Origin of the sequence: Leifsonia sp. ZF2019 (assembly GCF_019924635.1) — a bacterium.
Taxonomy (GTDB): Bacteria; Actinomycetota; Actinomycetes; order Actinomycetales; family Microbacteriaceae; genus Leifsonia.
The window spans coordinates 591,676-604,273 of sequence record NZ_CP065037.1 but is presented as its reverse complement, the minus strand read 5'-3'; the positions used below and the strand labels follow the sequence as shown (position 1 = coordinate 604,273).

Annotated in this window: 10 protein-coding genes and 1 pseudogene; 1 reads left to right on the top strand and 10 read right to left on the bottom strand. The window is 63.6% G+C overall.

The genetic code is table 11. The features are described from left to right. Nucleotides 1-76: 76 nt before the first annotated feature. The 9 genes and pseudogenes from IT072_RS03005 to IT072_RS02965 all read right to left on the bottom strand — a co-directional run bounded on the left by IT072_RS03005 (nt 77) and on the right by IT072_RS02965 (nt 10,232). Nucleotides 77-493 (bottom strand): hypothetical protein, encoded by a 417-nt coding sequence (locus IT072_RS03005; protein ID WP_223359339.1) that lies wholly within the window; start codon nt 491-493, stop codon nt 77-79. A 457-nt stretch (nt 494-950) separates the two neighbouring features. Next, nucleotides 951-1,178 carry an antitoxin gene (locus IT072_RS03000; protein ID WP_223359338.1) on the bottom strand — a complete coding sequence of 76 codons (228 nt, stop codon included), beginning with the start codon at nt 1,176-1,178 and terminating at the stop codon, nt 951-953. A 383-nt stretch (nt 1,179-1,561) separates the two neighbouring features. Continuing rightward, entirely contained in the window at nt 1,562-2,095 is a 534-nt protein-coding gene (locus tag IT072_RS02995) for a DUF4232 domain-containing protein (RefSeq protein ID WP_223359336.1), read from the bottom strand. Nucleotides 2,096-2,432: 337 nt separating this feature from the next. Then, nucleotides 2,433-2,662 (bottom strand): annotated as a pseudogene (locus IT072_RS02990) (DDE-type integrase/transposase/recombinase); the annotation flags it as partial. Nucleotides 2,663-3,076: 414 nt separating this feature from the next. After that, nucleotides 3,077-7,399, bottom strand: coding sequence for a beta strand repeat-containing protein (locus IT072_RS02985; RefSeq protein ID WP_263282059.1), 4,323 nt, complete (start codon nt 7,397-7,399; stop codon nt 3,077-3,079). A gap of 116 nt (nt 7,400-7,515) precedes the next feature. Continuing rightward, nucleotides 7,516-8,130 (bottom strand): hypothetical protein, encoded by a 615-nt coding sequence (locus IT072_RS02980; RefSeq protein WP_223359333.1) that lies wholly within the window; start codon nt 8,128-8,130, stop codon nt 7,516-7,518. Between the two features lies 1 nt (nt 8,131). Next, nucleotides 8,132-9,484, bottom strand: coding sequence for a glycosyltransferase (locus tag IT072_RS02975; protein ID WP_263282058.1), 1,353 nt, complete (start codon nt 9,482-9,484; stop codon nt 8,132-8,134). Continuing rightward, the gene (locus tag IT072_RS02970; protein WP_223359331.1) at nt 9,477-10,082 is read right to left on the bottom strand and encodes an exosortase/archaeosortase family protein; all 606 of its coding nucleotides are present in this window, start codon (nt 10,080-10,082) and stop codon (nt 9,477-9,479) included. The genes IT072_RS02975 and IT072_RS02970 overlap by 8 nt, the downstream gene beginning before the upstream one ends. Nucleotides 10,083-10,085: 3 nt before the next feature. Next, nucleotides 10,086-10,232: a hypothetical protein gene (locus tag IT072_RS02965; protein ID WP_223359329.1), complete on the bottom strand. Its 147-nt coding sequence runs from the start codon at nt 10,230-10,232 to the stop codon at nt 10,086-10,088. 603 nt (nt 10,233-10,835) lie between these two features. Between IT072_RS02965 and IT072_RS02960 the strand changes: the two genes are divergently transcribed. Then, complete coding sequence (locus IT072_RS02960) at nt 10,836-11,324, top strand: YajQ family cyclic di-GMP-binding protein (protein WP_223359327.1); 489 nt, start codon at nt 10,836-10,838, stop codon at nt 11,322-11,324. Here the strand turns inward: IT072_RS02960 and IT072_RS02955 are convergent. Next, on the bottom strand, nt 11,311-12,306 hold the full coding sequence (locus IT072_RS02955) for an alpha/beta hydrolase (protein WP_223359326.1): 996 nt from the start codon (nt 12,304-12,306) through the stop codon (nt 11,311-11,313). The genes IT072_RS02960 and IT072_RS02955 overlap by 14 nt on opposite strands. Nucleotides 12,307-12,598 lie beyond the last annotated feature (292 nt).

The window sequence follows — 12,598 nt, the reverse complement described above, 5'->3', positions numbered from 1 at the left end:
GCTCGCCCAGACCTGACAACCATCGCAGCACTCAGGTCTTGCCGCGACTGCTGACATCCGCGCCGTCGCGCGGTCCTCACTCAGATTGACGGACTTCCCGGGTTGCGCAGGTGATGGTTTGTCCTGGTTCGCCGTGCGTGATGGCGGTAATTCGTTCTGTGGACGGTGAGCTGATGATGCAGTGGGCAGCTGCACCGGGCTCCGGGACGACTGTGAGGGAAGGGGCCGAGCCCCCGTCGACGCTGAGCGCCCAGGTTTCGGACTCGGGGTTGTCGCTGAGCTGCATGGCGCCGTCCATGCCGTGGATGAGGTAGTAGGTCACCTCACTGATCGTGCCGTTCTCCGCCCACGCCGTATAGGTTACGGAGCTCGGATAGGCCATCGCGTTCGGGTAGGCCCGGTCGCTCCCGCTCCCACACCCCGCCAATCCGATAGCGGCCAGACCGGCAACCGCGACGCAAAAAGCCATCTTCCCCATGGTTGCAGTATTCATGCTCCCCAGCAGACGCCTCTTAAGACTTGCGCACATCGGCCATCAGTATGAGATTTCCCCCACAACCCGCCACGGGGCGTCAGGCTGCATGCAGCCCCGGGAGGCGGTCAGCGCGGGCCAGTGCACTGAGCTCTTTGACGTGCTCGTCGCTTTGGCCCGATGAGAATAGGCGCTTATGTCGCTGAGACCTGCGAGACCACAGAATCCGAAAGACGGCCACGTTGCCCTTTCGTTCAAACCTCATCGCGGAAACTCCACTTGCGGGGCCGGTGGACAGTTGCGAAGGATATGCCGTTACCGTGCTTCGTAGCACCGGCCGGCTTTCAGACGGCGGCTCGGGGCAGGCCTGCCCCGAGCCGCCTTTCAAACGCTGCGGCCACGACGCGCCCCACCTCTTGACCACGACACGCCCTGCGCATCGTGCGGCAGGGCGTATCGTCGAGCGAACGCGTCGTTCTTACTTGCCACCGAGCTTCTTCTCGATGGTGTCGCGGGCACCGTCGATCTGCTTCTCGTAAGCTCCTCGCGTGGCGTGATTTGCTGCATCCGCCACACCATCCAGGACCTTGTTGATGCCGCGTTCCTTCTGCTCACCAGGTGCGTCTTCGTCGTGGGAAGAATCCTGCGCAGAACTGCCCTTCAGAAGGTCCTCTGCTTTGCGCTCCAAGTCATCAAAGACGCCCATTGTTCTTCCTTTCGACTGTTCCGGTCGCGGATTCATGCCCGCATGGTCATAATGCGCCCGAGCGCAGACCTGAGCAGACTCGGGCATCCTCAGCATCCCGAAACTCACCCTCCCATTAGCCCGCAAACGTGGCGATCTTCTCGCTTTGGGCTGTTGTTGTGCCGGCGAAGGGCCGACCGCGCGATGCGGGGACGCCAACTCTTGTCGCGGGTCGAACCTCAACTGCCGGCGCCCGACCGATCGGAGCAGCCGCTGGCGACAGCTCGCCGAGGCCGATGACGCCGCAGGAGCTCGCGGTCATCGTCCCGCGCTTCCGATGCGCGGGTCGGTTTCCCACTTCGCCCGTTGGGTCGGCGCGGCCGGATCGTCAGGTAGTGTCCCTGCTACTTCGTCTGCTGGAGTTCCTCGATGCGCAGCCAGGATCCTGTCCTCGGTGCGGAGGCCACAAAGCGGATGAAGGACGGGTTACCGCGATCGCTGGGGAGGGAGACGTTGAATCCGTCGACAGGTACGGATTCGCCGGGGAAGTTGGCCCCGTCGGTGATTTGCAGCGTAGCGACGGCTGACTGGCGCGGCTTCAGCACGGTGACCCTCTCGAGTGCTTCGCTCGTCGCGGTCGCCGGCCGCCCAACCATATGCTCCCCTGCACCATAGACAACCCCGCGAACCTGGAGCGCTCCCGCGATCGAGCAGGTCACGCTGCCGGTGTTCGTGATGGTTAGCGGGACCCTCAGGGTCCCCGCGGCACCGTTGGCATCTCCCGCTGTGATGGAGACCTCAGTATTCGCGCATCCGGGGTTCTCAGCTGGCATGGCTGTTGCCGCATTACCGATGGCCAACGCCGCCACGACAGCGCCCGCGGCGGCAATTCCAGCAGCGAGACCGGCGACCATGCGCTTGTTTGCGATAGCGAACATACGTTCTTCTCCTTCAGCGTCGCGAAACGACGGAACGTCTCCGTCGCAGCAATCACTCGACGCCGACTATCCAAACCACGCAACCTGGGTGACACGACGGGTGAATGGACTACGCCCCCGGGGCTGGCAGCAGCACGGCTATCTGAGAGTCTGCTCCAAAACTGTCGCGATGTGCTCTTTCACCCCGGCCTCTCGCCCTTCATTGACGAGCGCATCATCCAGGAAGCCCTCGGTGCGTACAGGTGGCGGTCACTTCGAGCTCAGATTCACCTACCGTGCGATCGCCAGCGCAGTCGCCATCATCGAGAATGCAGCCGCGATACGTGTACCAGCCATGCTTGAAGTCGATGGACCAGCCGATGATGCGGCGACTGTAGGCGTCGAGTACCGCGGCGCAGTAGACCCAGCCTCGCGCGTGCGGTGCTGCGTGATGTCCGTGACCCAGAGCTCGTTCGGGCGAGGCCTGGCGAACTTCCGGTTCACGAGATCATCGGCCGTGACGACGCCTCGGAGTCGTTTGGTGTGGGTCGGCCCGGGGAGCCCATAGATGCAGGCACGACGCATCAGCTTGTGCACCGTCCGCTCGCTGACGCGCTTCGCGGCCCGCAGCTCAGCCGACTCCGACGACGGGACACCGGGCCGGCCGCCATTGTCGATGTCATCCTGGCGGATCCAGTTCGAGAGCGCGGAACTCCTGCGGATAGGACGGGGCATGAGGATGAGCCTTCCGGATCAGGCCACCAGTTAGCCACCGAAACTGGAACCTAATCCGTGGGGCAGGTCAACCTGTCACCAGAACGTTCCTCACGCCCCTTCTCCAGGTTCGCCGTCTCGCCCGCCGAGATGCCGACGAACTCCACCCCCGCTTCCGCGAACACGACGCACTACAGGAGCACGATCGCCCGCGACCGCTAACGCTGTGGTCGCGCTAAGGGAGGCCGCGCGTGCGCACGGCCTCCCCAGTTTGTTCGCGAGTTGCGCTCAGGCAGACGCCCGCCGTCTCCGATACACCCCGACACCGATGAAGATCCCCGGAATGGCAAGCATCGCCGCAACTGCAGGATCGATGACGGGGCCGTTCAGATCGAAGGCGTAGTCCCGCGGATCGGAAGTCACCCCGTCAAAGGTTTGGGTCACCGTCATTGTTGACGTATCCGGATTCCGTGTCAGCAACACACTCCAGGTGCCATCCGATCTAACCGTGTTGCTGCCCAACTCGTCACCAATCGCCCTCGAACCGTCCGCAGGGGCCTCCCGGATCGTGATGGTCGCACCCGGGATTCCGTCCTTTCCATCCACGGTCGCGGGATCGCCGCCGTCATCACCACTCACGACCGGCATCGGAACCCCAACCGTGATCGTATGCGACGCGCCCGCCGTCGACCCCTTCGCGTTCGTCGCCTCAACAACAAACGTATGCGCACCCGGAGTCGTCGGAGTACCCGACAACACACCCGAACTCGTGTTCAGAGCCAACCCATCAGGCAACGTCCCCGACTTCACCGCATAACTCACACCACCGGAAGGAACACCATCAGCCTTGAACGTATACGAATACGCCACACCAACCGTCCCCGACGCCGGCGGAGCATCCGCCGTAAACGTCGGCGCCTCCGGAGCCGGAACAACCGTGATCGTATGCGACGCACCCGCCGTCGACCCCTTCGCGTTCGTCGCCTCAACAACAAACGTATGCGCACCCGGAGTCGTCGGAGTACCCGACAACACACCCGAACTCGTGTTCAGAGCCAACCCATCAGGCAACGTCCCCGACTTCACCGCATAACTCACACCACCGGAAGGAACACCATCAGCCTTGAACGTATACGAATACGCCACACCAACCGTCCCCGACGCCGGCGGAGCATCCGCCGTAAACGTCGGCGCCTCCGGAGCCGGAACAACCGTGATCGTATGCGACGCACCCGCCGTCGACCCCTTCGCGTTCGTCGCCTCAACAACAAACGTATGCGCACCCGGAGTCGTCGGAGTACCCGACAACACACCCGAACTCGTGTTCAGAGCCAACCCATCAGGCAACGTCCCCGACTTCACCGCATAACTCACACCACCGGAAGGAACACCATCAGCCTTGAACGTATACGAATACGCCACACCAACCGTCCCCGACGCCGGCGGAGCATCCGCCGTAAACGTCGGCGCCTCCGGAGCCGGAACAACCGTGATCGTATGCGACGCACCCGCCGTCGACCCCTTCGCGTTCGTCGCCTCAACAACAAACGTATGCGCACCCGGAGTCGTCGGAGTACCCGACAACACACCCGAACTCGTGTTCAGAGCCAACCCATCAGGCAACGTCCCCGACTTCACCGCATAACTCACACCACCGGAAGGAACACCATCAGCCTTGAACGTATACGAATACGCCACACCAACCGTCCCCGACGCCGGCGGAGCATCCGCCGTAAACGTCGGCGCCTCCGGAGCCGGAACAACCGTGATCGTATGCGACGCACCCGCCGTCGACCCCTTCGCGTTCGTCGCCTCAACAACAAACGTATGCGCACCCGGAGTCGTCGGAGTACCCGACAACACACCCGAACTCGTGTTCAGAGCCAACCCATCAGGCAACGTCCCCGACTTCACCGCATAACTCACACCACCGGAAGGAACACCATCAGCCTTGAACGTATACGAATACGCCACACCAACCGTCCCCGACGCCGGCGGAGCATCCGCCGTAAACGTCGGCGCCTCCGGAGCCGGAACAACCGTGATCGTGATGTCCCCGCTGTTGGCGGACCCGACCGAGTTCGTCGCGTCCACACTGAACGTGAAGGAACCTGCCGAACTCGGCGTGCCGTGCAGCGATCCACCGGAGTCCAGAGTCAGTCCTGTCGGAAGAGTTCCAGAGCCCACCGCGAAGGAGACCGCGCCGCCGCCGTGGGAAACGGCTGTGAATGAGTAGGTCGAGTAAGCCTCTCCCACCGTCGCCGTCGTAGACGGCGTCTTTGCCGAGAACGTCGGCGCACCCGCGACGATCTTCACGGTGATCACGCCAGAGTCTGTCGACCCGGCGCTGTTCGTTGCCGTCACCGTGAACTGGAAGGACCCAGCCGTGGTGGGCGTGCCAGACAACGTTCCATTTAGCGTCAGGCCCAACCCGTCCGGCAGACTTCCCGACTTGACCGCATAAGTGACGTTCCCGCCGTTGTTCGAATTCGCAGCAAACGAATAGCTGTAAGTGGAGTCCACTACGCCGTCCTCCGGCGTATCCGCGGTGAATGTCGGAGGCGCACCAACCGTGATCGTGTACCAGCCGCTTCGAGGCGCGTACACACTGCCCGCATCGTTGATCGCCCAGAACGCGACGTGATCATATACACCAGCCGTGGTGGGCGTGCCCGCAAGATACCATTTGCCGTCCGCCTCTTGCTGAACCTGAAGGCCAGGCGGCATCGCCCCACCACCGTCGGTGTACGCCGAGAAGGTCGGAGCTGGCTCGCCGGACGCCCGCAACTCAAACTTGTACGGCACGCCAACGGTGGCCGTCGTCGTCGGAGCACCCGACTGCCATATCGGAGCCACAGCCCCAATCTTCACAGTTAGGTCGCCTGTGTCCGTCGACCCTGCGCTATTGGTCACGCGAACCCTGAAAGTGAACGAGCCGAGTTCCGTCGGCGTTCCGGACAGCTTTCCGCCAGAACTGAGTGTCAGACCCGGCGGTAACGATCCGGACGAAGTGGCATAAGTGAGCGCCCCACCACCGTGGCTGTTGGCTTCGAACTGATATGCCTGATACGACGTGTTCAGAGAACCATCCTCGGGCCTGGCTGCCGTGAAAGTGGGCTTGCCTGGAGAGATCACGACGGTGAGATCTCCAGAGTTTGTGGTATCCACCGAGTTGACGGCGTCGATACTAAATGTGAATGAGCCAGCGGTGGTGGGGGTGCCACTGAGAGTGGCCTTCCCAGCGGACCCGCCGCCCAGACTTAGCCCGGGTGGGAGGTTGCCAGAACCAAGCTGGATACTGAGAGCCCCACCGTTATTGCTGTCAACGGTCAGCGACGAGTTGTAGTAATCGTCGACCACACCTGCGCCAAGTCCACCCCCCGTGAACGAAGGCGCGTCGTTCACCACGACGGTGTGCTCGGTGCCAACAGTCGTGTCGACGGCATTCGTTGCCGTCACCTGGAACGTGTAATTGCCGACGGTGTCAGCAGTCCCGGTCAGCTTTCCAGTCTGCGGGTCCAGGCTCAAACCCGGCGGCAGGTCGCCCTCAACCCCGTAGGTGACGTTCCCGCTCGGGATGCCGTCGGCGCGGAATTCGTACGACACTCCGGTTCCCCGGCGAACGGGGCTGGGAGGCGCGTCATCAGAGAAGATGGGCGCCTGAACGACCGACGACATCGTGACAGTCGGGGTTCCCGTGTGTGACTCCACAGCCTGCGACTGTGCGACGCCAGAAGCAGCGAAGCTGCTTCCGCCGCCACCGCCGAGGGTCCGATTACTGCCATCACCCAGGACGTTCCCGCCGCCGCCACCACCACCTGAGTAGCCGCCGCCGCCGTCACCACCCCCCTTGCCCTGATTGGTGTTTTCGCCGCCATCACCACCCGCGCCGCCGCTGTTAACACCGCCGCCTCCGACACCGCCGTAGCTTACGGCGCTGCCGGACGAGTTCTTTCCTCCGCCCCCATAACCGCCAGACTCGCCCGCTACGCCGCCTTGCCCGCCGATGCCGCCAGCGCCGGATGCGGGAGCGTTCCCACCTCCGCCGCCACCGCCACCAAAGCCACCTCCGCCACCAGAACCAGCGTAAGTGCTGGACGCGTCACCTATGACGCCGCCGGTTAGTCCAGGCCCCCCACTAGTGGCGGTTCCATCGTTCCCGCCGAAACCTGATTTCCCAGGCCAGATGATACCTGACGCGATCGTGTCGCCCTGCCCGAAGCCCGCGCTACCGCCCGGTGCTCCCGAGGACGCGTCGCCTCCGTCGGCGCCTGCAACGATCACACGAGTGCCGTTGTCGACGATCTGAGATGCGCCGCCGTTGCCGCCGATCTCGCCTGGACCGATGTGGAGCGTGTGCCCCTTCTTGATCTTGTAGCGTCCGGTGACCTGCGCACCCTCGCCGGCCTGGACGACGAATGTCGCCTCTGTGGTGGCGGGTGCTGTCCAATCCGTCGCGGTCGTGCAGCCACTCGAACAAGGAAAGGAGTCGTCAGATGCCGCCTGTGCTACGACCAGTCCGGTACCGGTGGCTGCGACAGCGATCAGGGCTGCGAGGCCGAGCGTCGCTGCCGCACGACCCGGTCGACTCGATACATTCTCTTTCACCATTGTATCGTGCGTCGGCCAGGGACTCACCCGGCACCCTTAGAGCGACGAGGCAAGAACTTCACCCTACGGTTAACCCACAGCTCGATCTACCGAACTGGACACGGGCGGCCACAAAGCTACCCTCTCCCGCGCACGCTTCTCACCCAGGCGGCAATCAGGCCGCCGATGAGCACTGTCGCCAATATGAGCGTAGTGAGGGGAATCAGGACCCCGTCTCTCCAGACATCGCTCGTCGACCAGACACCCCACACCGCGACCGCCGAGGCGAAAACGGAAGCGGCCTGGATCAGCCACCCCTGCCGCTTGAGCGACGCCGTCACGACGGCCACCACGCCGTTCACCCCCACGGAGACGAAGGCAAACGTAGCCATCCATCCGACGAAGTACAACGTGGACCAGTCCCACCAGAGATACGTCCCGACCGCCAGGGAGCAATCTGCGACTGCCAAGGTCGCCACTAGTGCGGCAAACCTCGATCCCGAGGTCAAGAAATCGAGTGCGAACTTGCGGCCGGCTTGGAGGAACCCACCAAACACCAAGAAGAGGGCCAAAGTCGCCGGCGTTCCGCTGACTACAGTGCTTCCTGCTCCAACCCAGAGGATCGACGCGCCCGCGACGACATAGACCACGCTCAGCACGGCCACCTGGACACACGCCAGCGATGCACGCATCCGTGTGCCACGCGCACGAGACCTGCCCGTCCGGACGTCCGGCTTGACTGGTGTCGTCATCTCAGCTCTCCTTCGCTACCGGCCCCGAAAGCGTCTCTGCGTTCCTTCGAGTCTTCGCCCATCCGTTCCGCCGGAGAACTATCCTCGCGAACGCCCTGGCGAGCGTCACGTACGTGTATGCGACGTAGAGCCACACCCCGAGGCCCCAGAGGATTCCCCACACGGGCGAAGCCGATCTCTCACATCGCCTCTGATAAACGGGGCCCCAGATCGCAAACGGAAGCACCCCCGTCACGAATACCAGGGCGATCCAGACCCAGGCTTGGCTGCCCCAATACTCCGGGTTGAGGCTGATTGCTGAGATTGTGAAGTATCCCAGGTACAGCCAGATAGCGACCCCGATCAGCTGCAGGAACGGCAGAAGCAGGTAATAGGCGGTCTCGAGCACACCCACGTTCGAGAACTCCGGTGAACGCGCGATAGGACCGATGTATCGGGCGCATTGGATATTGCCCTGGCACCACCGGGTCCTTTGAGTGAAGAATCGACGATAGCTCGTGAGGCCTTCCTGCTCGACCCAGCTCTCATGGATGTGACGCACCTGCATGCCGGACAAGAGCACGTGTACACCCAATTCGTAGTCCTCCAGGAGCGAGCCGTGCCACGGCTCTCCATAACGGGTAGCAATAGTCTCGAGCGCAGAGAGTCGAGTAAATTGCCCGTTGCCCCCCAAACCCACGGTGTTGGAAACGCCACGAAGCGATTGCATCGCGGCGATGATCGTGCGAAACTCTAGATCCTGCATGCGAATAAGGTATCTAGCAGCGGCATTGTGCATCCAGTTACCATCCGCGATGGGTTTGCGCTCGCCCCGGTTCTTCATTCTCACCGTGACCTGCGCGGCACCCACTACCTCATCGCCGAACACCCCATCGCTCGCGGCATACTCCAACGCGTGCCGTTCGAGCTCCCCATCCGCATCCAAGACGACGACCACGGTCTCGTCCGCCGCGCGCGCAGTGGGCTGTCTGCTGCGAAACGACTGGAGCTCGTGGAACGCAGCGTTGAGCGCGTCACCCTTCCCCGTTCGAGCCTGCGGCCGACGGCGTTGAACGAGGTGGATGTTCGGGTCCCGAGCCGACCAGTCGTGAACTCGCTGCGCCGTCTGATCGTCGCTATCGTCATCGATCACCCAGACATGCACGTCTGCAAAGTTCGAGCGCAGGCGACTGAGCGTGTCATCGATCACGGCCTCCTCATCGCGACACGGGATCATGAAATGCCACTCGAACTTCGACGCGTCCCCTGGCGCTCTGGGCTTGAGCCCGAGAAAAGGCACCAGGATAGAGGTCACGTAAAACAGGAACGCAACGACGAGAGAGAGCGAGATCGCGCCCAGAACTGGACTAAGCATGAGCCGGGCGCCGTTTGGCGCGAACCTCTCCTCGCCCGGATTTGACAACTAACAAGAATGCGAAGGCGACGCCAATTATCGACAGGAACGAGCCCACCAGCACATGTGAGAGGTCAAAGCCGGAACGGCCGAAGAATTGGTAGGTGGTGAGGATTAGGGCGAGCCGGATCTGGTTCACGAGACACTGGACCGCCACAGCCACAAGGAGTGCACGGAACAGGCGCCTTAAGGGAACCCGCGTCAATCCCGAAACCAGGGCGCCGAGGAGCAGGACCGGCACGATCAGGACGGCCACGCTACACTCGGCCGTCACGCGAACTCCTCGAGCGTGGTTCTCGAAGTTGTATACGAGGGAGTTGCCGATGCCCGCGATCTTGCCGGGGAGCACCAGATCCATCCACCACACCCCAATCTTTGCCTCTAGTGTTCCGATGAACGAGACGTTCCACAGGATGAGCGCGGCCGCCGCCACGAAAGCCAGCGCCACCGTAATCCGCACCCATCGCCCGCCGGAAGGGATGCCAAGTCGGCTGGTCCGTGCGACCTTCACCCCATCGGTAGACAAATTCGGCCCGCTCGACATGCGATCCGCGCCCACGCGCTAGTGGATCGACGACGAAGCGTCGATGCGCTGCGCTCGGCGGATGAGGTACGGGCGCATGAGCATCAGCCCCCCGAGGATCGCGGCGATGCCCAGGAAGAGCGCTCCGAACGCATTGAAGCCCGTGGCGGCGAGGGTTCCACCCACGATGACTCCCGTTCCACCAGCATTGTTATACACGGATACCTGTCCTGTCTCTCGACGCTCCGGTCAGTCACACAGCACTAGACGTCTAGCGGCGACCCCGATCGTCAAAGCTCGTTCACGATCACGCCAATGTGTCATGACTTCCGACCCGCATCCGCCTCATCTCGCGGTCGCTCCGGCGAAATCACCCGGCCGTTAACCCTGTCGAGTCAGCCGGCTGGAACCTCGCCCGTGTCCAGCAGGAATCCCGGCCGAGTGCGCACCACGAATCGCGGACGGGCGATCCGCCTCAGCGACGTGCCATTAGTCGATGGTTAGCATGACAGTGACGCCCCCCCGACTGCGATCTAGGGACTTCGCGGCGTACCGATGTATCACAATTCGTCCCGGATCGGTCCTATTCTGAGAGCTCGGGCGACGGCTCGGATGGGTACGACGCATCCGGACGCTTCAACACCCCTGCGCCGCCTTAGGATGACGTTAGTGGGCCGATTCGCAAAGCGTGAGCCAGCGGTAAAGTCATTGTCCACGTGCCTACTTACAATTGACGTAGGCAAACAATATCCAATGATCAGCATTTTTGCGTAGAGTGAGGCAGATACCGTGGCAGACTCCACGTTCGACGTCGTCAGCAAGGTCGACAAGATGGAGGCGGACAACGCCGTCAACCAGGCGCGCAAGGAGGTCGAGCAGCGCTACGACTTCAAGAACGTCGGCGCGTCGGTCGAGTGGAGCGGCGAGAAGATCCTGCTCAAGGCCAACACCGAGGAGCGGGTGAAGGCCGTGCTCGAGGTCGTCGAGTCCAAGATGATCAAGCGTGGCATCACGCTCAAGTCGCTCGACGCGGGAGACCCATACGCGTCCGGCAAGGAGTTCCGCATCGAGATCGGGCTCAAGAACGGCATCGAGCAGGATGCCGCCAAGAAGATCTCGAAGCTGATCCGCGACGAGGCCCCCAAGTCGGTCAAGGCGCAGATCCAGGGCGACGAGCTCCGGGTCTCGTCGAAGAGCCGGGACGACCTCCAGGCCACCATGGCCCTGCTGAAGGGCGCCGACCTCGACGTCGCCCTCCAGTTCGTCAACTTCCGCTGACGTACCCGCGCAGCCAGCGCTCGACCTCACCGTAGGCGGCCGCGCGCACCGGCTCGCGCGACAGGAACACGTCGTGCAGGGCTCCGTCTATGCGCGAGACCGTCACGGTCGGCGCCAGGCGCAGAGCCCGCACGGCGATGTCCTGCACCACCAGCACGACGTCGCTGCTCATCATCTCCGGCGTCCAGTAGGGCAGCAGTGCCGACCGCGCCGAGAGGAGGGTCAGCACGGGCACGTCCAACGACAACCCGGCCGCGACCCGCGCGTGCCCGGCGAGCACGGCGGTCAGCCACGCGGGATGCACGCGGAAACCGCGCACCGGCCGCCAGGCCAGGTCGTAGTCCCACTCGCCGTCCATCGTCGCGGACACGGACCGTGTGTAGTAGCCCAGGTCGACGTTCGGCATGGCCGCCTTCGGGTCGAGGCGGGCGTGCAGATCGATCAGCGGGGCCAGCGCCGCCCTGCCGGGGCCGCCGGCCTGGAACTCCAGCCACGGGCTGTTCAGCACGAGCGCGTGCGCCCGGCCGGGGTGCCGATCGATCCAGAGGCTGAGCGTGAGTCCGCCGGTCGAGTGACCCAGCAGCAGCAGACGGCGACCGTCACCGGACGCATGGCCGATGGCGTCGAGCGCCGCAGCGATGTCCTCGTCGTACGTCGCCAGGTCGTCGACGAATCCGGGAGTCTGCCCCTCGCGCAGACTCCGGCCGTACTTGCGCAGATCGAGCGCGTAGAACCGTGCCCCGCGATCGTGCCAGAAACGCGCCAGCTCCTTCTGGAAGAAGTAGTCGGACCAGCCGTGCACGTACAGCACGTCGACATCGGCCGCGGGTCGGTGCGACCACAGGTCGGCGAGCCGGGGAGGCGGCGCGTAGCGCACCAGCGTGGCCACGACCTCGCCCTCGGCGTCGGGCGTCAATGGCAACGTGAGCTGCTCGAACGGCTCGCCGAGCACATCCGGCCGCCACTCCTGCGCGCGCGTCATCCCCTCAGACTGGCATGCCGGCGCCGGGCCCAGCCACTCCCGGCGCGCTCCGCGTCCGCCGGTCGGCCGCCTAGGCCGTGTTGCTAAAGAGCGTCGTGCGATCGAGATGGCCGGTTGACTCGGCTCCAAGATGTGCGCATACTTATGCGCATGGCTACTCGGAACGTGTATGTGTCTGCTGACGATGCGGCGCTATTCGACCGGGCGGCGGAACTTGCCGGGGGGCTCTCTGCCGCAGTGGCTTCAGGCCTGCGGTTGTTCGTCGCAGCACGAGAGCAGGAGCGAGGAGCGG